Consider the following 21,284-nt stretch of genomic DNA (forward strand, 5'->3'; position numbering starts at 1 on the left):
GGAACGCCCATGGCAAAGTACAAAGTGACTCAGTCGGCTGTGAGTCAGCTCCTCGAAGACGTCAAGCGTGAGCAGATCGCGATTCCCGAACTCCAGCGGCCGTTCGTATGGGACAGCGTCAAGGTGCGCGATCTGATGGACTCGCTTTACAAGGGGTACCCGGTTGGATATCTCATCACCTGGCAGTCGGTTGGGGCGCATCTCAAGGGCGGTCATGTCGCCGCACACCAGCAGATCCTGATCGATGGCCAGCAGCGGATCTCCGCATTGCGTGCAGCAGTGGCAGGTCTTCCGGTGATCGACAAACGATACAAGCAGGTCCGTATCAAGATCGCATTCAATCCTGTGACGGAGGAGTTTGCGACCCTGACCCCCGTCATCGGCAAGAACCTTGAGTGGATCTCTGACATCAGTGAACTCTTCAACGCCAGTTCTAGTTACGGCTTTGTCAAGGCGTATTTCGAGGCAAACCCCTCGGCTGAGGCGGCGGTCATCGAAGCGAACATCGCACGTCTCGAATCGATCAAGAACGCGCAGATCGGCATCATCTCTCTGAACGACGATCTTGACGTCGAGACGGTTTCGGAGATCTTCATCCGGATTAACTCCAAGGGTGTATCCCTCAGCAGTGCGGACTTCGCGATGAGCAAGATCGCTACGTATGGCGATAGAGGCCGCAATCTCAGGAAGCTCATCGACTACTTCTGCCATCTCGCGATCGCACCGCATGCGTACGCCGACATCGAAAGGAACGACGCCGATTTCGCCAGCAGCTCGTATCTGCAGCGGATCGCTTGGCTTCAGCACGAAGCCGAGGACCTCTACGACCCCGGATACAGCGACATCATCCGTATCGCTGGACTGGTCGGATTTAGTCGTGGCAAGGCGTCTTCAATCGTGAGTGAGTTGTCCGGTCGCGACCCTGAGAGTCGGAAGGTCGACGAGTCGCGAATCCCGCTGGCTTACGACAGGCTGGAGTCCGCCCTTCTCGAGATAGTCAAGAAATACCACTTCGAGAACTTCCTGATGATCGTGAAGTCCGCCGGGTTCGTCAACGCGGGCATGATCGGGTCGCGGAACGCTCTGAATTTCGCGTATGCACTCTATTTGCGTCTGCGAGCTGATGTCGAGTTGGCGGAGGGAGAGCGCAAGCGAATCGTTCGTCGTTGGTTCGTGATGTCGATGCTCACCAGTCGTCACTCGGGGAGTTTCGAGTCCACCTGGGAACAGGACATTCGTCGCATCACTTCGATCGGCGCAGCCGCGTACCTGCGACAGATCGAAGACTCAGATCTCACTGATGGTTTCTGGAACGTGGCTCTTCCGAGCGCGCTTGAGACCACGAGCACGGCGAGCCCGTACTTTCAGACGTTCCTGGCCGCTCAAGTCGCCGGCCACGCTCGGGGGTTCTTGTCGGGAAGCATCACCGTCGCCGCGATGCTCCAACAGTCAGGTGACATTCATCACATCGTGCCGAAGGCTTACCTGCAAGAGAACGGTTACGCGGACCGCGCCGACTACAACCAGGTTGCCAACTTCGCCCTGACTGAAACGTCGATCAATATCAGCATCGGGAAGCGTCCGCCGACGATGTACATGGCGGACGTCGCTGACCAGATCGATTCCGGCGTCCTCCGCTTGGGGGAGATAACGGACCGCGATGCCCTCGTAAGCAATCTCAAGGAGAACGCTCTTCCCGGCAACATCGCAACCGTGACCGCGGCCGACTATGAGGCGTTCCTGCATGAGCGTAGGCGACTGATGGCAGCGACGATCCGGACATACTTCGAGGCACTTTGAAGCTCGTCTGCGGCGAGACGCGAGCAGAGTCTGAGCGAGAGCCCAAAGCAACCCGAGGATCCTCTGCACGGGCGGAACCTCGGTTACAGCCGGTGCGCGGACCCCGCACGCTCTATTCGTTGACCACCGACGTTGGGAGCAGGCGGACTAGTTTGATTGCGCGGGTTTGAGTTCACTCTTCGTTGCCCGCGATGAGGTCGTCGTCTCTTGCGCGGACAGTCAGGCTATCGCGTCGTGAGGGAGCCTTGATCAACTGTCTGGCAGCGGCTATCGCAGGCTGAACCTCTCGGGACACCCGACCGTCGAGGCGACCCCCGAGATCCTCGGCCCTCTCGAGACTCTGTTCTCGAACTGCTCGTGGCGTGCCAGGCGCAACGGCTTCCGAAAGGTACTCAAAGATCATGCCCAGTGCCTCCTCGCCGCCCGACGGATGTCGTCGACCGCCACCGACGAAGGGCGGGTCTAGGCCTGGAGGAAGGACTGCCGAGTACCCGCGCGGCTCGCGGGCGAGGCCCTGTACTATGCCCAGAACCTCTTGGAGGAGCTCGCGGTCGGTCGGGGCTCGCGGAACACTGCTGCCCCCGCCTGCCCTGTCGATGCCATCAATGAGCGGTCGCAACGACGGCCACCATACGTCAAACAACTCGTCGACATCTACCGATACCGGTGAGAGATCCGTGATGGACTTCACGAGCTTCCGGATCCCGATTTCGTCCGCGGCAACGCCGTTGAACTGATTCAGCGGCGAAGCAAGCTTGCTGGGTTCAAACCCTAGAGTCACCGGGACGACCCGGCTGTCGCTCGTTACTCGTTTCGCGAGGGCGCCTGCCTCGAAGTTCAACCAAGGTGATCCGACGTTCCCGGGCGTTACACACAGAATCCCGAAGTCGGTCGCTTCCAGCTCGGTGTTGATTTCGTTGTTCCAGCGCTGACCAGCGCGGATGCCGTCGTCAGAGTAGAAGCACTCGACAGATTGAATCACTTTCGGTAGCCAACCCTTGAGCGCTTCAGCCAGCTGTTTGCTTCGCCTGCCTGACCAGCTGATGAAGATCTTCACGAGCTCAGAGTAGCGGGACCAGCCCACCGAGGGTCCCAGCACCGGCTCGAGCCGCGAGCGAGCCGACCGTGAAACCGATCCACGATGCGGTCGGCGGACTGAGAACGATGTGCGTCTACTTGTCCGAGTCACAACCACTGGTCGCCAACAGTGCGTGGCGCGATGATGAGCCGTGGTCAGGGCGCGGCCCGTCGGCCGTCGAAGAAGGGAATCGATGTTGAGCGGGCGAAGGTCCATTATGAGTGGCGCCGCAAACGGAGTAAGGACAATGACGCAGGCATCAGAGCCGATTCGTGAGACTACTACGTTGATACCCCGAGAACGGCATCGCAGCCAGTGGACGGGGACAAGCGCATAACCACGGTGGACGAGGCCCGCGACGACATCGGCGCGGAGGATGCGATGATTTCGAATGTGCACTCAACGAACAAATCTGGCGACCTCGCGGCGCCCACGCGACCTCGGACCGCAGAGGAGGAGTGCGCGGCCGTTGCTGCGTCCATCGGACACAAGGCGGACGGGAATAAGCGCCGCGCGCGCGCCATGACGATCGCCATGACGGTCACCACGGCGGCAATCCCGGTCCTGATCGGCCTTTCAGGAAGTGATTTTTGGTGGGGAAAGTTCGCGCCGAGTGTGCTCGCGGCGATATCCGCGTTGCTGGTTGCTCTAAATGGACTCGAGCGCCCCCATGAACGGTGGGTCCTTTATCGGCGTTACCAACGGCTCGTTCAAGCGGAAGCCAAGAAGTATCGCTTCAACGCTCGACCCTACGATGGGCGAAAGCGGGACCGGCTGCTCGCATCGAACGTTGCCCAGCTCGAAATCGATCTGCAGATGGAGTGGGAGGGTCTGATTCCGAGCCGGTCCGAACTCGCGTCCGCCGGTTCAACCGTGCGGGGCCAGAGCGCATGATGAGTGAGACCTTCGAACACGCGTCATGCGACTTCAAGAGCCACTATGGCCTCGGGACACTACATGTCTATAGCTTCGGACCTCATGAAGAGGACAACGTCCTATGCATCGAAGTCCCTCCGGCTGACTCGACAGTGGGTGATCCGCTCGTACGGGTACAGAGCGCGTGCTACACAGCTGAAATCTTCCGGAGCACGGACTGCGACTGTCACGAGCAGTTGCACGCCAGCCTGGAAGCGGTCTTCGCCCGAGGTGGCTACGTCGTGTACATGATCTGCGACGGTCGAGGCGCCGGTCTCCTCACCAAAGTCCGTGGTCTTTCTCTCGGTGACAGCGAAGGACTCGACACTCACGACGCCTACAAGCGACTTGGGGTGAGGGTTGATCCCCGCGACTATAGTCGTGTCGCCATGGTCCTGCACGATCTCGGGGTCGACCAGCTGCGCCTGTTGACCAACAATCCGAAGAAGGTGGATGGGCTCGAGGCTACGGGGATCCGAGTCGATCGGGTTGAACTCCAGATCGCCCCCACGCCCGACTCGTGGCGCTACCTGGATACGAAGCGCGCGAAGATGGGCCATCTCTTGGACGCTGTGCTGATGCCTGAGGGCTTGTAGACAGATCCTGCTGTCCCGGCACGATGGCCAACGTGCCGCCCCTCCGCGTCGCCTGAACCCGGTTCCCGGACGGTTTGGGCCATGACCCGGTTTACCGGAACGATTGGTTGCCGTCGTCATCACCCGTCGCGGCAGCCGGGGCACTGCTTCCGGAGAACACTCGCCGCATCACCGTCAGCGGCGGGATCAAGGTCAAGGGCGTGAAGTTCCAGACCGCCGGAACGCTCGTCACCATCGTCCGCGACAAGGCGACGATCGCCTTCTACAGCGTCAACACCGGCGAACTCCTCATCGAACACCCCTGGCCCGAACCCGGCATCCGCTACGTCAGTAACGGACACCCCCGCGGCCCCCGAAAAACCCCGACGACTACGACCGTCACCGAAGTCCCGACACACCAAGCGTCACCGATCTCCTGAAGCACATTCGTCACCGAAGTCCTGAGGCATCACAATCCTTGCTTGAAGAACGGAAAGAAGGTCAGGCCAATTCAGACAGCGCCTGTGGGTCCATCGGCTCAGCCTACGAGCAGGTGGCGCACGGGGAGGGGTACAAACCTGGAGGGCCTCACTCGGCTCGCGTCGCCGCGACGACGTGGGTGGCCCAGACCGCACCACCCTGCGCCGCCGCTCCGACGCTAGGTTCGGTCTCGTGAGTGATAGCCGCCGTGTGCCCATTTCGCCTCAGAGTGTCGATGCTCCGTTGACGACGTCGGCGGTCTTCCTGGTCGTGACAGTGGGCGACGATGCCGACGCGATCGCCACCGCGCGCTCAGCGCTGGCCGACCTCTCGGGACTGCTCAAGACCGTCGGCATCCGCGATCTCGACGCCGCCCTCGCGTGCACGGTCGGCATCGGCGCGCGCGTCTGGCCGGCGCTCACCGGGCGCCCGATGCCGGCGGAGCTCCACGCCTTCCGCCCCGTCGAAGGTGCGGTGCATCGCGCTCCGAGCACCCCGGGTGACCTGCTTTTCCACATTCGCGCGAACCGCCGCGACCTGTGTTTCGAGTTCGAGAGGCTGTTGCTCGACGCGCTGGGCTCGAGCGCTGTCGTCGTCGACGAGACCGAGGGCTTCCGCTACTTCGACATCCGCGACCTGCTGGGGTTCATCGATGGCACGGCCAACCCGGTGGGCCTCGACCTGCCCGAGTCCACTCTCGTGGGCGACGAAGACCCGGCCGGACGCGGCGGGAGCTACGTCGTCGTACAGAAGTACGTGCACCCGCTTGACCGGTGGAATGCGCTTTCCGCCGAACAGCAGGAAGCGGTCATCGGGCGACGCAAGTTCGACGGCGTCGAACTGGACGACGCGGAGTCGGGCCAGAAGGCGCACAAGACCCTCGCGACCATCGTCGACGACGACGGTGTCGAGCACGACATCCTCCGCGACAACATGCCGTTCGGCAGCCCGGCCACCCAGTTCGGCACCTACTTCATCGGGTACTCGCGCCGGCTCTGGGTGATCGAGAAGATGCTGGAGCGGATGTTCATCGGCGACCCGCCGGGACTCCACGACCGACTGCTCGACTTCTCCACTCCGCTCACCGGCTCCACGTTCTTCGTGCCGTCGGCCGACGTCCTCGACGTCTTGGGCGACTCCGCCTAGCCTCGCTCCGAGCTCCGCGGCTCAGCGATCAGTGTCTCGATCCTGGCGAGGCGCTCTGCGGGCGATCCCGTGACCTCCGTCACCGTCAGGCCCGCCGGGATGACGTCAGAGTCGTCGAGAAGGTCCAGCAGCACGTCGTTCATGGTCTCGCGCAGCGCGGCATCCTCGTCATCGCCGACGTGGATCGGATGAGCAGCCGTCAGCGGGAGCACGACGAGGTGATCGACCGTCGCCAGTGCTGTTCGCGTGCGGTCAGCCGCGCTTGAAAGCGTCGAGCGGTCGAGCACCGTACGCCCGAGCTCATCCAGTGCCAGCAGATACGCCAAGAAGTCGAGCGGACCACGCTCGGCGATGAGGTTCTCACCCGATTCTCCCTCGATCAGCCGGCCAGCTGCGATTCGCAGCTGCGAGGCGAACATCGCCGCGGCCGGCCGATCGTCCGACTCGTCGATGAGCTCGAACGGGTCGGCGAGGACGAGGTACTCCGGATGCCGCCGCGCAAAGTCGGCGATGAGCGTGCTCTTGCCGCTGGCATGGGTTCCCGAGACGACGATGCGCACGTGCTGACACTACGCGACGAGCTGAGACCGCCGGGCCGGCAGCTCAGCCGCCGAACTCGGCCTTGATGAAGTACGGCGTCTGGTTCGCATTGCACGCGGCGCCGATCTGCGCCACATCATCCGCAATGCCCGCCTGTGCGGTGCCGGGCTCGGTGGCCGTCGACACCGTGTGCGACATCGACGTGAGCGGCCCCTTCAGGCTCGACGTGGAGGCGGCTGCGAGCGCAGCGAGCTGGGATGATGCCGCGGCGACCCGCGCCGTCCAGGTCGCAGCATCGAACGCCTTGTACTGGGCGTACCCCTGATCCGCATTCATGAGCGCGCTGTACACGTCGACGAACGCGGCGCAGTCCGCGGTGACCGCGGCATCCCGAACGAACTCCTTGGTGGAGAACAGCGGCGTCGCCGTCCAGGGGATGCCGTCGTCCACCGTCACCGCGATAGAGGGTTGGGTCTTCGCATCCACCGGCCACGCGAGCGCCGCCGGCGCGCCGCACGTTCCGCTGATCGGGGACGTGTTCTCCGCCATCGCATCGCCGAACTCGACGACGTAGTGCCCGACGCCCTCGCACGTGAAGTCGATCGACACCGAGCGGGCGCCCGCGGGAACGGGGAAGTCCAGCCCCGGCCATCCCGTCGCGCCCGTCCCCGTCACGGTGGCGCCCGCCGTCGATGTGGCTGTGGCCTCGTCGCCGGCAGAAGAGCTCGGTGACGGTGCTGCACCGGTCGTCGTCGCGCAGCCCGACAGTGCGAACGCTGCGGCGATGAGAGCGCCGAGGACCGTGGTCGTGTGCGTCGTCGTTCGCGAGAGTGTCATCTCTGATGTCTATCAGCGGTGGTCCGCCGGTACCAAGGCCACCGAGCACATCGTCTTTCGCCGCGTCGCACCACTGGTCGTCGCGATCACCAGGGATGCATCGTGCGGAGGGAACGCTGCGCGTCTACTGCGGCGCGCGCACCGAGCTGAAACGTGTGCGGCGACGCAGCGCGAAGCCGAGACGTTCGTACGCGGCGATCGCGCCGGTGTTGGATGCCGCGGCATGCATCAGCGCCCGGTCGCCGCGCTGCTGGATATGGAAGGCCACATCCAGCACGAGCCGCGAGGCCAACCCCTGACGGCGGTGGTCCTCATCGACCGCGACCGCGCTGATCTCGGTCCAGCCCGCGGGATGCAGGCGCTCGCCCGCCATCGCCACGAGACGCCCGCCCCGGTGGATGCCGATGTAGCGGCCGAGCTCGTGGGTGCGCGGGCGGAACGGACCGGGTTGGTTGCGGGCGACGATCGCGAGCATGTCGTCCACATCGTCGGCACCGAGCTCCACAGCTTCTTCGTCCGGGCGCGTCGACAACACTGGCGTCTCGATCAGCTGCACGCCGTCGCCGCCGCCGACGAACTCCCACCCGGCCGGCAGCTCGCCGTCGAAACCCGACAGACCGAACTGCTCCCCGGCATCCACGATCTCGCGCAGAGCGTCCCAGACCGCGGGGTCGTCCCACGTGCGCACGGCGACGAAGGGCGCGACATCGTCCGGGTAGCGGCGAGCGAGGTCACCGCCGATGGCGAACGCGGCGTGCGGTCCCGTCAGCGACGACCACGCCGCGTTGTCCAATACAGCGTCCCGCGCAGCGGCGTCGTCGGAGAGGTCGGGAGCGGGAAGATCGATCGAGACATCGGGCACCACACCACTGTCCGCCGCAACGCGCGAACACGCAAACCGACGCGACCTCGCCACCACGCCGAGGCGCCGTCCACGCACGCGCAAGCCTGCAAGACTGTTCGCGTGCCGGGTTTCCATCACGTCGAGCTGTGGGTCGCCGACCTCGCAGAGGCTCGCCTCGAGTGGGGCTGGTTGCTGCAGCAGCTCGGGTTCGCCCGCGAGAGCGAGTGGCCGGAGGGGGAGTCGTGGAGCGCGGGCGGGGCGTATCTCACGCTCACCACCTCGCCGAACCTCTCGCGCGCGACGCACGATCGCCGCGCGCCCGGCGTGAACCACCTCGCTTTCCACGGGGGAACCCGCGAACGCGTCGACGCCGTCATGGCGGCGGCCTCCGAACACGGGTGGGCGCCTCTGTACCACGATCGGTATCCACATGCGGGTGGACCGGACCACTACGCCGGCTGGCTCGAGAACTCCGCCGGCGCCAAAGCCGAGATCGTCGCCGACGGCTCCTGACGGCGTGCGGCTGCGAGGATCGAGGCATGGCGAGCTCATTCACGGTCATCACCCGCGCACGCGTCCCTCGTGAGCAACTTTTCGACCTCTCGCTCGACATCGATGCGCATCTGGCGTCGATGTCGGCATCCGAGGAGAGCGCGATCGGGGGTGTGACCGCCGGCGGGATCGGGCTGGGGGAGACGGTCACCTGGCGGGCGCGCCACTTCGGCGTGTGGTTCACGATGACCTCGCGCATCACGGCGCTCGACCGGCCCGCAGGGTTCGTCGACGAGCAGACCCGCGGGCCGTTCCGGTCCTTCCGGCACGAGCACGTGTTCGAGGACGACGGCGACGGCGGCACGGTGATGACCGACACCCTCACGCTCGCCTCGCCCGTCTTCGGGGCGCTCGCCGAGCGGCTGATCCTCGCGCCCTACCTGCGGAGGCTGATCGTGGAGCGCAACCGGCACCTCGTCGACGCAGCTGCCGGGTGAGGTAGCGAGGGTCGTCACACGGGGTGCGGCCGAGCTCGTGGCCGGTGATTCGTCTCGCGAGGAAGAGAGGCAGGACGCCGAGCATGAGAGCCGCCGGCTGCCGGGGGACAGCCGAAGAGCCGTGTCCGGCGGCGGCGGATGCTTCAGCCGGCGTCAGCCTGCGTCCTTCACGAAGAACGGCACCACCTCGTCGCTGTCACCCTCGCCGGACTTCTCGAAGGCGACAACGACCGCTTCGCCCAGCGGATTGTCGTCGGCACCGAACCCGCGCAGCTCGGTCCACCACCACGGGCCCTCCTCGAGCTCCACGATGCCGACAATCGTGCGCATCGTGGAACCGTCCGGCAGCCGGTTGTGTGGCGCCGCCCACGAGACGACGTGTCCGCGCCCGGACGCCGGTTCGGGCACGAAGCGCTCCCGATCGAAGGCGATCTCGGTGTGCGGGTCGCACAGTTCACCCGTGGTGGTGTCGCGCAGCAGCAGGAACTGCCCGCGTGCGGTGCCATCGAAGAACGCCGCAGTCGCCGCGTCGCGACGTACCGGAATCATGGCCATGTCATCCTCCTTTTCGGACCGTGCCGAGTTCAGACCGTGCCGAGCACGAGGGTCGCGTGGTGATCGAGGGTGCCGCCGTTGCCCGAGACGAGAATCCGATCGTGCTTCTCGACCTGGCGTTCGCCCGCCTGCCCGCGCGCCTGGATGACGGCTTCCGACAGCGGTGTCATGCCCCAGAGGTAGTACGACGACAGCTCGCCGCCCCCGGTGTTGACCTTGAGTCGGCCGCCGACGCCGAGCATGCCGTCTTCGGCCAGGGCGGGTCCGCCCTCACCCTTCGGCACGAACCCGTAGTCCTCCAGCGTGACGAGGGCGGTGTAGGTGTAGCAGTCGTAGACTTCGACGACGTCGATCTCGTCCAGGGTCGTATCGGCCATGCGCAGGGCGGCGGGGCCGGACCGGGCGGCTCCCGTCACGAGACCGAAGTCGTCGTTGCGGATGCCGCCTCGGCCTGGGTGGGTCTGCGCCCACCCCAGAACCTCCACGGGCGGCTGCGGCAGCTCGCGGGCGCGATCGAGCGAGGTGATGATCATCGCGATCGCCCCGTTGGAGACGAGGCAGCAGTCGAGCAGGTGGAACGGCTCGCTGATCCAGCGTGACGCGTGGTAGTCCTCGCGCGTGATCGGCGTGCGCAACTGCGCCAACGGGTTGAGGCTCGCCCACTCGCGCTGGGCCACCGCGATCGCCGCGAAGTGATCGTTGGTCGTGCCATAGTGCTGCATGTGCCGCCGGGCTGCCAGCGCGTAGGTCGTGTTCGCGCTGACGATGCCGCTGGAAGCGAGCATCCCTTGCCATCCGCCCGGGAGTCGGGCCGACGCGTAGGCGGCGGCCCCACCGCGGTCGGCCGTCAGCGGGTCGTCGGCCCAGACGATCGCAACCGTGCGTGCGGTTCCGCTGTCGATGGCCATCGACGCGTACTGCACCATCTGCGCGGCCGTGGAACCGTACCCCTGCATCACGGTCAGCAGGTTCAGGTCGGCGAGCCCGAGCGAGACCTGAAGGTCCAGCCCGACGCCTCCGCTGAGGCCGCCCGACACCAGCAGGCCGTCGATCTCGCCGAGGGCCAATCCCGCGTCCGCAGCGGCGTTGCGGACGGCGATCGCGGCGAACTGTGCGGCGGTGTAGCCGTACACCTTGCCGAGCGCGCTCATTCCGAGACCGGCGATGGCGGTGCGTGTTCTGGTCATGCTCACTTTCCTTCCCAGCGGGGCGCGCGCTTTTCCGCGAAGGCGCGCAAGCCCTCACGGGCGTCCGCGCTCAACATGATCGTGGCTACCTCGGCGTTCGAGCGCCGCCAGTCGTCGCTCTCGTCGGCGATGACGCCTGCGCTGATGCCTTTCGCGATGCGCTTGCTCATCTGCACGGCGAGCGGCGCGTTGCGCACGATGTCGTCAGCCAGCGCGAACGCCGCCGGCACCAGCTCGGCGAGGGGAACCACGCGATTGACCAGGCCGAGCTCGAGAGCGCGCTGCGCGGTGATCGGCCGGCCCGTGAGGATCGCCTCCAGGGCGACCTTCTCGGGAATCGCCCGCGGCAGGCGGAAGGCGCCTCCCGCGCCGGCGACGATGCCGCGGCTGACCTCGGGCAAGCCGAAGGCCGCGCTGTCGGCGGCGACGGCGAGGTCGCTGGCGAGCGTGATCTCGGTGCCGCCGCCGAGCGCGAAGCCGTTGACGGCGGCGATGATCGGTGTCGACACGTGATGCGCGACGAACCCAGCGAAGCCCCACGCGGCGCGCCGCTCGTCGCCCTCAGCCCCGAGCTCGCCGGCGGCCGCCGCCTTCAGATCGGCGCCGGCGCAGAAGGCCCGGTCACCGGCGCCGGTGATGATGACGACCCAGATGTCGCTGCGTTCGTCCGCGATCTCCAGAGCGTCTCCAATGCCGATGGTCGCAGCACGGTTGATGGCGTTGCGTGCCTCGGGCCGGTCGATCGTGACGAGCAGCACGTGGCCCCGCAGCTCCGCGCGAACGGCGCCGTCGCCGCCGATAGGAACGGGCTCGGCGGGCAGATCGAGGGTGGGGATGGTATCGACGGTCGTGGTCATCTTCTCTGCACTTTCGGTTCTCGCGGTGGTGACGGTTCAGGCCGTCGTGGTCGTGGTCGTGGTCGTGGTCGCGGTCGGGGTCGGAAGCGGGGCCTGTGCCGCGGGGTGCTCTTCGAGGTCCCCGGCATCCAACAGTCGTTGGATCTCCTCCGGCGCCATATCGAGCACGTCCGCGAGCACGGCGCGGGTGTTCTCCGCCGCCAGCGGCGCCGGAGCGAGCGCGGGCTCGGCGAGGGTCATCGTGCGCGCCTCGCCCAAGTTGGTGGGAAGCGGCTCCGCGAACTGCGGCTGCGCGAGCTGGCCGAACGCTCCCCGCAGGCGCAGATGCGGGTCGGTCTGGATGTCGTCGAGGCGGAGCATCGGCCCGGCGGGCACGCCCGCCGCCTGGAGGGATGCCGCGGCATCCGCTCCGCTGCGCTCGTGCGCCCAGGCGGCGAGCAGCGCACGCAGCTCATCCCGGCGCTGCCAGCGGGCCGCCGCGATCGCCAACGCCGGATCCGCCGCGAGGTCGGGGCGCCCGATCGTGCGGCTGACCGCCGCGAAGCGTTCGTCGCCCTGCGCGTCGACGACCAGCCATTCGTCATCACCGGCCGCGCGGAAGACGCCGCGGAACGCATCGCCGCCCCGGTCGTTGCCCTCGGCCCGCGGCGCCGCGTCCGGCTGCAGCGAGGCAGCCGCCAGCGCATCGCCCATCGCCCCGAAGATCGCGTCGACCTGTGCGGTGCTGACGCGGCCGCCGCGGCCCGTGCGGTCGCGGCGCAGCAGCAGCGCGACGATCGCCGCGGCGTTCAGGCGCGCGACGACGTGGTCGGGGAAGATCGTGATGGCGTCGCTGTAGCCATCATCGTCGCCCGGGTAGGACCACAGTGTCGACAGCCCCGCGCTCGCACGCACGAGCGGGCCGTAGCCGAGCCGCCGACTCCACGGGCCGTGGTTGCCGAACGCGCTCGATTCCGACAGCACGATGCGCGGGTTCAGCCGCAGCAGCGTGGGCATGTCGAAGCCCAAGGAAGCGAGAGTGCCGGGCTTGAAGTTGGTGAGGATCACGTCGCTGACCGTGACGAGCTCGCTGAACAGGCGCCGTCCCTCCTCGGAGCGCAGGTTCAGTCCGAGGCTCCGCTTGTTGCGCATACCCCAGCTCGAGCCCTCGCTGATAAGCTCGCCGCCCATCGTCTGACGGGAGCCGTCCGGGAAGGCACTCGACTCGATCTTGATGACCTCGGCGCCGTAGTCGGCGAACAGGCGCCCCAACTCGGCGCCCACGACGATCACGCCCAGGTCCAGAACGCGCAGCCCCTCGAAGGGTGCGCGCCGCGCGTGGGCTCCGGGCTGGAGGGTGGGGGAGCTCTCGCGCGGAGTGAAGGCGAAATCCGCGGCATCCACCGGTCGGGTATCGACGGGCTGAGCGCTGACACGCTGGTCGTCGATCTCGAACCAGCCCGCGGGCGCTACGGCGCCGGCGGCGAGGTCGGGCGCGTCGACGAACGAGCCGCTCTCGCGGAAGGCCTGCTGGGCGAGCACGTCGGCCGCCTCGGCGAGAGCCGCGGTCGGAACGCCCCGCTGCTGGCCCTGCTCGACGGCCTCCTCCATGGTGAGACCGGCGAACATCGACCCGATCATCGGGTACAGCGTCGCGGCGGCGGCGAAACGCGTTTGCGTGTTGTCGTAGCGCGGGTCTGCGAAGGCCTCCGGCCGCCCCAGCCACTCGAACATGCCCTGCCACTGACGCTTCGCGAGCACACAGATGCGCACCCAACCGTCCGTCGTCCGGAAGATCGGATACAGGTGCCGCGCGTCGGGCCGGCCCCGCGGCAGGTCGCTGAGGGGCACCCCGGCGCGCGCGCTGCCGCCGATGCCGAACACCGGATCCAGAATCTGGATGAGCGCCTCCTGCACCGAGAAGTCCGCGATGTCGCCCTCGCCGCTGGCGCGCACGTGCGCCAGCTCCAGCAGCACCACCCACACCGCCTGGATCGCCGCGGACTCGTACGCCAGGAACTCCGGCGGCAGCAGCGGCTCGTCGATGTCGGGCAGCCCCGACCGGGAGAGCACGGTGCTCAACGCCGCATGCACGTCCGGGGTCGCGTGCCACGAGGAGCGGTCACCGAAGCTGCCGAAGTCGCTCATCTCGACGACGACGAGTCGAGGGTTCGCCGCGCGCATCGCCGCCGCCGACAGACCTCGGTCCGCCCAGGTCCACGCCGATCCGTCCCGGATGACCACATCGGAGGATGCCGCGAGACGCAGGAACTCGGCGGCTCCCGGACCGCCGGTCACGTCGACGGTGACATGCCGCTTGCCCCGGTTCTTCAAGCCGAAGGTGAGGTTGTCGGTGCCCACGAACACGCCCTCGCGGCGCGCCGGAGATCCACCGGGCGCCTCGATGCGGATGACCTCGGCGCCGAGGTCGGACAGGATCCGTCCGACGGTCTGCAGCGGCCCGTCTACTGCGTCGACGATGCGGATTCCGGTGAGGGGGCGATCCAGCGCAGGTGAGGAAACGGCATCCATCGTCACTCCTTCGTGTCATGTGTGCCGGCCGAGATGGCCGCCGCGGCGTCGGGTGCGCCGCGGCTTGCTGCCACTTTTGTCACTGCCGCGCCTCACGCCCAGCGCAAACCCGGTCGCCCGCAGCGTGCCCCGCGCGCGCGGTACCGGTACCCCCACCGACGCCGCTGCGCTTCGCGTGAGCCGCACGTTGCACCGGACCGAAAGCGCACGCTGAAGGGGTGAACATCGGACCCGTCGCGACACGAGGCCGATGCGTAGAGTGAGCCCGTGGAGCTTTCGCAGGTGAGGGCGTTCGTCGCGGTGTCGCGTCTGGGCACGATCAGTGCCGCCGCCGACGAGTTGCACGTCACGCCGTCGCCGCTGAGCCGCACGATCCGCGAGCTGGAGCGCCGCCTCGGCGGTGACCTGTTCGAGCGCACGTATCACCAGCTTGAGCGCACGCCTCTCGGTGAGAGCTTCCTGCCGCTGGCGGTGGAGATCATCGCGCAGGCCGACGAGGCCGAGGCGCTTTCCGCGGCAGGCTCCGTCCCCTTCCGCGTCGGAGGAACACCGTGGACCTCGCGCGTCCTCAACCAGCGTCTCGCGGAGGTCAGTGAAGAAGTCGCGGGCAGGGCGCTCGGCTACGCGTCGGAGTTGTCGTCCTCACTTCTCAGAGCGCTGCGACACGGCCAGCTCGATCTCGCGCTGGTCCATCTTCCGACCGACGCCCTCGGCATCTCGTCGCTGCCGCTGGCGCAGTACGGCTACGTCGTCGCGGTCGCCGACGGTGACACGTCGCTCGATCTCGCCAGGCCGCTGCACCTCACGGACCTCGCCGGCCGGCGTATGCTCACCCTGCCGCTCATGATGCAGCCGACGGCGATGAACGCGTTCGTCGATACGATCCGCGCCGCAGGTGTCGAGGCGGTCGAAGAGATCGATCTGCGCGAGATCGTCGGTCTGCGCGGACGCATGGCGCGGACGGGAGAAGTCATGCTGATCACGCACAGTGACGAGTTGCCTACGGCCGCGTTCTTCGATCTGAACACTGCGGCGACCTACCCACTCGCCTCAGGCGAGATCTCCCTGCAGGTCGGTCTGGCGTGGCGCAGCCGCGACATGCTGCACCGCGATCTGATCGAACGAATCGCAGCCAAGCTCTCACCGCCGGCGGGTGAGCTCCCGTACATCCACTAGCCAGAGGCCCTTCGAGAGGGGCATCGGGTGGGTGCTCATGCCACCGCGAGATCCCCGCGCACCAGAGCCCACACCTGCTTGTCGTGGAAGACGCCGCCGTTGAGCCACGCGCCCCGCAGCGTGCCGTCGAGGGTCATCCCGAGACGGCGGGCGACGGCGGCGCTGCGCTCGTTGTCGGCCCGGCAGCGCCACTCTGCCCGGTTCAGACCGCGCTCGCGGAGGGCGTAGTCGACGAGCACCCGGGATGCCGCGGTCACCAGCCCCCGCCCCTCGGCAGCCGGTTCCAGCCAGCATCCGATCTCGCACTGGCCCGCCGGGGCGCTGAAGCTCACGAACATCACTCCGCCGACGAGTTGCCCGTCGCTCCAGATTCCGTAGAGGCGCCCGCCGTCGTCGGCCGCGCTCTGCGCGTACCGCTGCAGGGTGGCGCGGGCGCCGTCGACGGTGTCGGTGACGAACGAGGCGCCGACCCACGGGCGGATGTGCTCGCGCGCCCGGTCCAGGTGTGCGGCGAACTCCTCGGCATGCCAGACCTCGAGCGGTCGCAGCTCGGCTGTGGGGGTGAACTCTCGGCGAAACATGGCACCTTCCGTAACGATCGTTATGTGCGGCAGTCTAGACCCATGCCCCCCTCCGAGCGCTCGCGCCTCGACCGTCAGGCCGAGGTGGCCGAGGCGGTGTGGCGCGTGCTCGACCGCGACGGCTTCGTCGGGCTGTCGCTGCGCGTCGTCGCCGCCGAGATGGATGCCACCACCGGCACGGTCACGCACTACTTCCGCTCCAAGCGCGAGCTCGCCGACTACGCGCTCGAGATGCTCGCCGCGCGGCGAGCCGAGGAGGAGGCCACCGCTCAGGAAGAACCGCTCGCGGCGCTGCGGATGGCGCTGCTGGGCATGCTGCCGCTCGATTCGGCATCGCGGTCGGCGACGCGCATCTGGGTGAGTTCGTGGGATCCGGCGCTCGCCGACGCGGGGCGCGCGAGGGCCCATGCTCGGCGCTATCGCGACAGTCGCGACAAGCTCGCGGGGCTCGTCGCGGCCGCCCTCAGTGCGCGCCCGCAAAACGCGGATGTCGACGGCGACGCGGACGCGGTCGCCGAGCTGCTGCACGCGGCGATGTTGGGTCTTGCGACGCAGGCCGTTCTCGATCCCGCGGCCTACCCGCCGGAACGACTTGCGCAGCTCGTCGACACCGCCATCGCCCGCGGGATCACCGGCCCGACCACCGCCGGTGCCCCGCCGGGCGACAGCACGCCGGCTCAGGCGAGCGGTTCGTAGACCTCCGTGACCAGCTCGTCGGCGCTGACTTCGGCGGGCGTGTTCAGGTAGATGTTGAACGCACGTGCGGCGACCGTGTCGTCGCTGCGCACGCGCAGTCCGTCATCGGCGATCCGCCGGTTGATCAGATCATGGGCTGCCGTGATCTGGTCGTACGGGCCGACCACGCGCGCCACGAGGCAGTCGCGCGCCGGAAGCTCGACGATCTCGAGGGGCGCGTCGACCCGCGTACCGGGCGCGACCGGAACGAAGATCGACAGGTCGACGTCACGCTCGGTGTACTGATCATCGTGTTCGATGACCCCGCAGGGTCCGATCGGCGTGATCGACTGGGCGCTCAGCGCGGGCATCATCCGCCCCCAGAGCTGACCCTCGTCGGAGTAGGTGGGGACGGTGCCGCGGAGACTCGCGAGGGTCATCGCGGGGACGGTCGTGCGGCTGACGGTGATGGACATGGTGGCTTCTCCTTGCTCGAGCAATCTGTTGATGAGAGAGACACGTCCCTGGGCCGCGTGCTGTTCCTCGAGCAGGCTCTCGCGCTGCAGGCGCAGGGCGTTCGTCCACTCCGGGGTGTGGCGGGCGGCGAGGAGGATGCCGATAGCGGAGACACCGAATCCGATGTCGCGCAGGTTGCGGATGTCGGCGGCATCCTGGAGCTGGCGTGCCGCGTACCGCCGATACCCGCTCGCGGGCTCGACGTGCGCGGGAACGAGAACTCCGTGGAGGTCGTAGTGGCGCAGCATGCGCACGGACAGTCGGCTCAGCGAGCTGAACTGTCCGATCGTCATGAGATCCGTGGTCTCGGTCATGTACGCCATCGTGGCGCCTGACACGGTGTGAGAGTCAAGCTCACAGCCTCGTGAGAATCAACCATCCCACGAGGATGCCGATGACCAGCGACCCCACCCAGGCCAGCGCGGCCGACGAGTACCAGTTCTGGCGAAGCTGCAACCCGAGATAGGCGGGATCGTCCCGTGATGCGCGGCGGAGTGAGCGGCCGGTGACCAGTAGCGCCGGCACCATCAGGACGACGACCAGCACCAGGGCGGACAGCTGCAGGACCGCGGTCGACGATCTGCCCCCGGGAGCGACGGTGCCCCAGAAGGCGGAGAGCGCCGACACGATGTCCTGCGGGCCGCAGATCGCGATCAACGCGACCGCGCCTGCGGCCATCACGATGGTCCGGACCGCGGCATCCGCCGTCGTGGCTGCGACTTTCGGGGGGATGCCGCCGTGTTCCGCACGCCAGAATTCGAGGTAGGCGCGGCGGCGCAGGATCGGCCACAGCACGAGTCCCGTGAACGCTGCCATCAGCCACGCGAACACTTGGTTCGGTGACATCTCGATGCCGGCGTTCTTCGTCAGCAGGATGCCGCCGATCCACGCGGCGAGTGCGAGCGGAACCGCCACGACGATGGCGACGATCAGAACGAGCACGTTCACCCCGGGCCGTCTGCCTCGTGGATCGTCCTGGGTGGGAGTCGGTTCGAAGGCCACGCCGTCAGCCTAACGTGGCCCGTTCGGCGCACCTGGGGTACATGTGGCAGGGCGGAATGCAGGAAAGAGCCCGCCTCGACAGCAGTCGGGACGGGCTCTTTCGTGACTCTGGATCAGAGGGCGCGGATGTTCGCAGCCTGCATGCCCTTGGGGCCACGCTCGGCGTCGAATTCGACCTTCTGGTCTTCGCGCAGCTCCTTGAAGCCGTCGCTGACGATTGCGGAGAAGTGCGCGAACAGGTCGGCGGAGCCGTCGTCCGGCGCGATGAAGCCGTAGCCCTTCTCGGAGTTGAACCATTTCACGGTGCCAGTGGCCATCGTGTCTTTCCTTCTGTTTTTCGGGCCGCCGGAGCGACCGGGTGTGCCGCGTCGACGAATGCGATGCGGACGTGTGTGGGTCGAGGTGGGGGCTGCGAGCGCTGCGGTGACGGCTGCGCGCGCGGCGTCCACGTCGAGGTGGATGCCGAGGTCTTGCCCCTGGGCGCCGCAGGCGCGCGCCCCGGCATCCGTCTCATGGACGAACCCGGCGTACTCGCCGAGCGCCGTCGCGACGTACACGTCGTGATCGGCCTGGCGCCAGGTGACCTCGTGCGAGGTGAGGAGAATCATCAATCGTTTCTGTGCGCACCGCCACAGGATGCGCAGGCGGCGAGAAGATGCCGCGGGTAGAAGGTGGTGGTCCGAGTGGTGAGCTCTCGGCGTCGAGAGGGGTGGGACGGACCCGTGCCCGAAATGCGGGACGACTGAGCTTAGCACCATCTGCCCGTGGGTACGCTGGACGTCTGTCGTAGGGTCGAAGCATGCGACGGCCCCTTCCTCTTGTGTTGACCCTCGGTGTTTTCGCCTGCGCCCTTGCGCTGAGCTCCTGCTCCGCGGGGACCCCGAACCCTGCCGGCTCCTCATCCGATGCCGCCGCGCTGACGACCGCCACCGCCTCTGCGTCCGCGGCGGCCGGCGCCGCACCCATCGCCGCCCCGACCGTCTGCGACGCCGTCGACCTCACGGCGGACGCCGCTGTCACCGGCGCCGACCTCGCCGCGTGCGTCGTGGCGTTCTCGAAGGCCGCCGGCAGCGGGCACGAGACGTTCTCGGCATCCGACGGCACGACGGGGACGGCGGACTTCGTCTTCGGTGACGCTCCGGCGCTGTCCGGAACGGTCACCAGCAGCGACGGCACGACGTCGTTCGTGCTCACCCCCGACGCGTCGTGGGTCACGATCGACGGAGCCTGGGTGCAGGGAGACGCGACCAGCTCCGATCCGAAGAAGATGCTGGCGGGCACGATCGGGCAGGCCTACCGGGCGTTCGCCGACCCGTCGGCCACGGCATCCCTGATCGCGTCGGCGCCGTCGTGGACCGTGCAGAAGGATCAGGATCTCGTCGACCTGCCCGACGGCACGCAGGTGCGCGCCTGGCGGGTGCAGGCCGACGCGCCCTTCAGCGCCGTCGGCGCCGACGTGCAGGAGATGACGCTGTGGTTGACGTCCGGGCACGTGCCCGCCGGTGTCCAGGCCACCGTGTCGGTGGCCGGCACGCAGACGACGAGCACGCAGCACTTCTCGGGTTGGGGGATGCCGGTGAGCATCGCCACGCCGCAGCCGTGAACGCCGCGGACGGCGCGCGCGGCGGAAGAGGGAGCGAGAACGGCATCGAGGTCGCCTGGTCGACGTCGCTCGTGTGAGCCGCATTGGTGCGCGGCGGTGTCGAGCCGGTCAGGGGTGCATTCCCCGCCGCAGCCGCAGCGCCCGGTAGCCGACGCCGACGCACGCGACCACCACGCCGCCGACGATCGACGGCCAGGGCAGGGTCGCCACCAGCACGACGCAGCCGATCATGCCGACGATCTGCAGCGCCCGCGGAAAACGGCGGGCCGCGGCATCCTGTCGGAACGCGGCGATGTTGGCGACCAGGTAGTACAGCAGCACGCCGAACGACGAGAACCCGATCGCGGATCGCAGGTCGGTCGCCACGATCAGAAGACTGACCACGGCGGCGAGCACCAGCTCCGCGCGGTGCGGAACGGCGTAGCGCGGGTGCACCGCCGAGAGCCACTGCGGCAGGTCTCCCGTGCGGGCCATCGCCAGGCTCGTGCGCCCGATGCCGGCGACGAGAGCCAGAAGGGCCCCCAGGGATGCCGCCGCCGCCCCGACACGCACGACCGGCGCGGTCCAGGTCCACCCGCCCGCCGCCGCCACCTCGGCCAGCGGTGCCGACGAGGCGGCGAGGCGCTCGGGGCCGAGGGTGGCGAGCGACACGAGGGCGATGGCGACGTAGACGAGCAGGGCCAGGCTCAGTGCGATGACGATCGCGCGGGGGATCGTCCGGCGGGGATCGCGCACTTCCTCGCCCATCGTGGCGATGCGGGCGTACCCCGCGAAGGCGAAGAACAGCAGCCCGGCCGACTGCAGCACGCCGTACCAGCCGTGGGGGCCGGGATCGATCACGAGGTTGTCGGCGGAGCCGGCGCTGGATGCCGAGGCGGCCACGACCACGAGCGCGAGCACCGCCAAGACGACCACCACGATCACCTTGGTGAGAGCCGCCGTGCGGGTGACCCCGACCGTGTTGACCGCCGCGAGCACCAGGACCGCCATGACGGCGACGGGCTTCTCCCATCCCGCGGGGGCGGCATACGAGGCGAACGTCAACGCCATCGCCGCGCAGCTGGCCGTCTTGCCGATGACGAACGACCAGCCGGCGAAGAACCCCGACCACGGGCCGATCATCTCGCGGCCGTAGACGTACGTGCCCCCGGACGTCGGAAACTGCGCGGCGAGCTGCGCCGACGACGTCGCATTGGCGTAGGCCACCACCGCCGCAAGGGCCAGGCCGATCAACAGGCCCGAGCCGGCCGCCGCCGCAGCGGGCGCGAACGCGGCGAACACGCCCGCGCCGATCATCGAGCCCAGACCGATCGCGATCGCATCGACGAGGCCCAGGCGACGGGCCAATGCCGCGGGGGCGCTCATCGGGCCCGGGACGACGTGCGCGGAGGAATCACGCCGCGATTGTAGTGCGCAC

23 protein-coding genes are annotated in these 21,284 nt (G+C 67.9%); 10 read left to right on the plus strand and 13 right to left on the minus strand.

The features are described from left to right. Window positions 1-9 precede the first annotated feature (9 nt). Entirely contained in the window at window positions 10-1,800 is a 1,791-nt protein-coding gene (locus tag DEU37_RS04435; RefSeq protein WP_121189408.1) for a DUF262 domain-containing protein, read from the plus strand. A 172-nt stretch (window positions 1,801-1,972) separates the two neighbouring features. Here the strand turns inward: DEU37_RS04435 and DEU37_RS04440 are convergent, their stop codons facing one another. Next, on the minus strand, window positions 1,973-2,857 hold the full coding sequence (locus DEU37_RS04440) for a toll/interleukin-1 receptor domain-containing protein (RefSeq protein ID WP_183043572.1): 885 nt from the start codon (window positions 2,855-2,857) through the stop codon (window positions 1,973-1,975). 336 nt (window positions 2,858-3,193) lie between these two features. Between DEU37_RS04440 and DEU37_RS04445 the strand changes: the two genes are divergently transcribed. The 4 genes from DEU37_RS04445 (at window position 3,194) to DEU37_RS04460 (ending at window position 5,994) form a co-directional block, all read left to right on the plus strand. Further along, window positions 3,194-3,772 carry a DUF4231 domain-containing protein gene (locus DEU37_RS04445; RefSeq protein ID WP_121189410.1) on the plus strand — a complete coding sequence of 193 codons (579 nt, stop codon included), beginning with the start codon at window positions 3,194-3,196 and terminating at the stop codon, window positions 3,770-3,772. Continuing rightward, window positions 3,769-4,389 (plus strand): GTP cyclohydrolase II RibA, encoded by a 621-nt coding sequence (ribA, locus tag DEU37_RS04450; protein ID WP_121189411.1) that lies wholly within the window; start codon window positions 3,769-3,771, stop codon window positions 4,387-4,389. Before DEU37_RS04445 ends, ribA begins: the two co-directional genes overlap by 4 nt. Before the next feature lie 107 nt (window positions 4,390-4,496). Further along, window positions 4,497-4,808: a hypothetical protein gene (locus tag DEU37_RS04455; protein WP_121189412.1), complete on the plus strand. Its 312-nt coding sequence runs from the start codon at window positions 4,497-4,499 to the stop codon at window positions 4,806-4,808. Window positions 4,809-5,040: 232 nt separating this feature from the next. Beyond that, on the plus strand, window positions 5,041-5,994 hold the full coding sequence (locus DEU37_RS04460) for a Dyp-type peroxidase (protein ID WP_121189413.1): 954 nt from the start codon (window positions 5,041-5,043) through the stop codon (window positions 5,992-5,994). On the opposite strand, the gene DEU37_RS04465 is transcribed toward DEU37_RS04460, so the two are convergent. The 3 genes from DEU37_RS04465 to DEU37_RS04475 all read right to left on the minus strand — a co-directional run bounded on the left by DEU37_RS04465 (window position 5,991) and on the right by DEU37_RS04475 (window position 8,233). Further along, the gene (locus DEU37_RS04465; protein ID WP_121189414.1) at window positions 5,991-6,554 is read right to left on the minus strand and encodes an AAA family ATPase; all 564 of its coding nucleotides are present in this window, start codon (window positions 6,552-6,554) and stop codon (window positions 5,991-5,993) included. The two genes, DEU37_RS04460 and DEU37_RS04465, sit on opposite strands and share 4 nt — an antisense overlap. Window positions 6,555-6,597: 43 nt before the next feature. Further along, window positions 6,598-7,371 (minus strand): hypothetical protein, encoded by a 774-nt coding sequence (locus DEU37_RS04470; RefSeq protein ID WP_259457134.1) that lies wholly within the window; start codon window positions 7,369-7,371, stop codon window positions 6,598-6,600. 124 nt (window positions 7,372-7,495) lie between these two features. Next, window positions 7,496-8,233 (minus strand): GNAT family N-acetyltransferase, encoded by a 738-nt coding sequence (locus DEU37_RS04475; RefSeq protein WP_121189640.1) that lies wholly within the window; start codon window positions 8,231-8,233, stop codon window positions 7,496-7,498. Window positions 8,234-8,335: 102 nt separating this feature from the next. Between DEU37_RS04475 and DEU37_RS04480 the strand changes: the two genes are divergently transcribed. Together DEU37_RS04480 and DEU37_RS04485 are read left to right on the plus strand one after the other, a co-directional pair. Then, window positions 8,336-8,728: a VOC family protein gene (locus DEU37_RS04480; protein ID WP_121189415.1), complete on the plus strand. Its 393-nt coding sequence runs from the start codon at window positions 8,336-8,338 to the stop codon at window positions 8,726-8,728. Between the two features lie 26 nt (window positions 8,729-8,754). After that, the gene (locus DEU37_RS04485) at window positions 8,755-9,204 is read left to right on the plus strand and encodes an SRPBCC family protein (protein ID WP_121189416.1); all 450 of its coding nucleotides are present in this window, start codon (window positions 8,755-8,757) and stop codon (window positions 9,202-9,204) included. Between the two features lie 153 nt (window positions 9,205-9,357). On the opposite strand, the gene DEU37_RS04490 is transcribed toward DEU37_RS04485, so the two are convergent. Genes DEU37_RS04490 through DEU37_RS04505 form a run of 4 tightly spaced genes read right to left on the minus strand, consistent with a single transcriptional unit; the run spans window position 9,358 to window position 14,314 of the window. Beyond that, window positions 9,358-9,759 (minus strand): Zn-ribbon domain-containing OB-fold protein, encoded by a 402-nt coding sequence (locus tag DEU37_RS04490; RefSeq protein WP_121189417.1) that lies wholly within the window; start codon window positions 9,757-9,759, stop codon window positions 9,358-9,360. A gap of 29 nt (window positions 9,760-9,788) precedes the next feature. Continuing rightward, on the minus strand, window positions 9,789-10,946 hold the full coding sequence (locus DEU37_RS04495; RefSeq protein ID WP_121189418.1) for a thiolase family protein: 1,158 nt from the start codon (window positions 10,944-10,946) through the stop codon (window positions 9,789-9,791). A gap of 2 nt (window positions 10,947-10,948) precedes the next feature. Next, window positions 10,949-11,803, minus strand: a complete 855-nt coding sequence (locus DEU37_RS04500) for an enoyl-CoA hydratase-related protein (protein WP_121189419.1) — start codon at window positions 11,801-11,803, stop codon at window positions 10,949-10,951. A gap of 36 nt (window positions 11,804-11,839) precedes the next feature. Beyond that, window positions 11,840-14,314 (minus strand): CoA transferase, encoded by a 2,475-nt coding sequence (locus DEU37_RS04505; RefSeq protein WP_220699814.1) that lies wholly within the window; start codon window positions 14,312-14,314, stop codon window positions 11,840-11,842. Between the two features lie 267 nt (window positions 14,315-14,581). Here DEU37_RS04505 and DEU37_RS04510 point away from each other — a divergent pair, with 267 nt between their 5' ends. Next, window positions 14,582-15,490, plus strand: coding sequence for a LysR family transcriptional regulator (locus tag DEU37_RS04510; protein WP_121189420.1), 909 nt, complete (start codon window positions 14,582-14,584; stop codon window positions 15,488-15,490). 35 nt (window positions 15,491-15,525) lie between these two features. Here DEU37_RS04510 and DEU37_RS04515 read toward each other — a convergent pair whose 3' ends face one another. Then, window positions 15,526-16,071: a GNAT family N-acetyltransferase gene (locus DEU37_RS04515; protein WP_121189421.1), complete on the minus strand. Its 546-nt coding sequence runs from the start codon at window positions 16,069-16,071 to the stop codon at window positions 15,526-15,528. A gap of 42 nt (window positions 16,072-16,113) precedes the next feature. Here DEU37_RS04515 and DEU37_RS04520 point away from each other — a divergent pair, with 42 nt between their 5' ends. Then, entirely contained in the window at window positions 16,114-16,767 is a 654-nt protein-coding gene (locus tag DEU37_RS04520; protein ID WP_220699815.1) for a TetR/AcrR family transcriptional regulator, read from the plus strand. Here the strand turns inward: DEU37_RS04520 and DEU37_RS04525 are convergent. The 3 genes from DEU37_RS04525 to DEU37_RS04535 form a co-directional block, all read right to left on the minus strand. Beyond that, window positions 16,749-17,576 (minus strand): GyrI-like domain-containing protein, encoded by an 828-nt coding sequence (locus DEU37_RS04525; protein WP_121189422.1) that lies wholly within the window; start codon window positions 17,574-17,576, stop codon window positions 16,749-16,751. The genes DEU37_RS04520 and DEU37_RS04525 overlap by 19 nt on opposite strands. Before the next feature lie 40 nt (window positions 17,577-17,616). Next, entirely contained in the window at window positions 17,617-18,264 is a 648-nt protein-coding gene (locus DEU37_RS04530; protein WP_147424849.1) for a hypothetical protein, read from the minus strand. A gap of 113 nt (window positions 18,265-18,377) precedes the next feature. Next, the gene (locus tag DEU37_RS04535) at window positions 18,378-18,581 is read right to left on the minus strand and encodes a cold-shock protein (protein WP_036283106.1); all 204 of its coding nucleotides are present in this window, start codon (window positions 18,579-18,581) and stop codon (window positions 18,378-18,380) included. A 482-nt stretch (window positions 18,582-19,063) separates the two neighbouring features. On the opposite strand from DEU37_RS04535, the gene DEU37_RS04540 reads away from it, so the two are divergent. Beyond that, window positions 19,064-19,867 carry a hypothetical protein gene (locus DEU37_RS04540; protein WP_121189424.1) on the plus strand — a complete coding sequence of 268 codons (804 nt, stop codon included), beginning with the start codon at window positions 19,064-19,066 and terminating at the stop codon, window positions 19,865-19,867. A gap of 108 nt (window positions 19,868-19,975) precedes the next feature. Here the strand turns inward: DEU37_RS04540 and DEU37_RS04545 are convergent, their stop codons facing one another. Beyond that, a complete protein-coding gene (locus tag DEU37_RS04545) occupies window positions 19,976-21,232 on the minus strand; it encodes an APC family permease (RefSeq protein WP_121189425.1) in 1,257 nt (418 codons plus the stop codon). Window positions 21,233-21,284 lie beyond the last annotated feature (52 nt).

Source organism: Microbacterium sp. AG790 (genome assembly GCF_003634765.1).
Classification (GTDB): Bacteria; Actinomycetota; Actinomycetes; order Actinomycetales; family Microbacteriaceae; genus Microbacterium.

Excerpts from the sequence above, each read along its gene's own strand:
- DEU37_RS04535 (WP_036283106.1), bottom strand. The coding sequence starts at position 18,581 with ATGGCCACTGGCACCGTGAAATGGTTCAACTCCGAGAAGGGCTACGGC.
- DEU37_RS04520 (WP_220699815.1), top strand. The coding sequence starts at position 16,114 with ATGCCCCCCTCCGAGCGCTCGCGCCTCGACCGTCAGGCCGAGGTGGCC.
- DEU37_RS04435 (WP_121189408.1), top strand. The coding sequence starts at position 10 with ATGGCAAAGTACAAAGTGACTCAGTCGGCTGTGAGTCAGCTCCTCGAA.
- DEU37_RS04540 (WP_121189424.1), top strand. The coding sequence starts at position 19,064 with ATGCGACGGCCCCTTCCTCTTGTGTTGACCCTCGGTGTTTTCGCCTGC.
- DEU37_RS04500 (WP_121189419.1), bottom strand. The coding sequence starts at position 11,803 with ATGACCACGACCGTCGATACCATCCCCACCCTCGATCTGCCCGCCGAG.
- DEU37_RS04525 (WP_121189422.1), bottom strand. The coding sequence starts at position 17,576 with ATGACCGAGACCACGGATCTCATGACGATCGGACAGTTCAGCTCGCTG.
- DEU37_RS04545 (WP_121189425.1), bottom strand. The coding sequence starts at position 21,232 with ATGAGCGCCCCCGCGGCATTGGCCCGTCGCCTGGGCCTCGTCGATGCG.
- DEU37_RS04495 (WP_121189418.1), bottom strand. The coding sequence starts at position 10,946 with ATGACCAGAACACGCACCGCCATCGCCGGTCTCGGAATGAGCGCGCTC.
- DEU37_RS04505 (WP_220699814.1), bottom strand. The coding sequence starts at position 14,314 with ATGGATGCCGTTTCCTCACCTGCGCTGGATCGCCCCCTCACCGGAATC.
- DEU37_RS04470 (WP_259457134.1), bottom strand. The coding sequence starts at position 7,371 with ATGACACTCTCGCGAACGACGACGCACACGACCACGGTCCTCGGCGCT.
- DEU37_RS04515 (WP_121189421.1), bottom strand. The coding sequence starts at position 16,071 with ATGTTTCGCCGAGAGTTCACCCCCACAGCCGAGCTGCGACCGCTCGAG.
- ribA (WP_121189411.1), top strand. The coding sequence starts at position 3,769 with ATGATGAGTGAGACCTTCGAACACGCGTCATGCGACTTCAAGAGCCAC.
- DEU37_RS04485 (WP_121189416.1), top strand. The coding sequence starts at position 8,755 with ATGGCGAGCTCATTCACGGTCATCACCCGCGCACGCGTCCCTCGTGAG.
- DEU37_RS04490 (WP_121189417.1), bottom strand. The coding sequence starts at position 9,759 with ATGGCCATGATTCCGGTACGTCGCGACGCGGCGACTGCGGCGTTCTTC.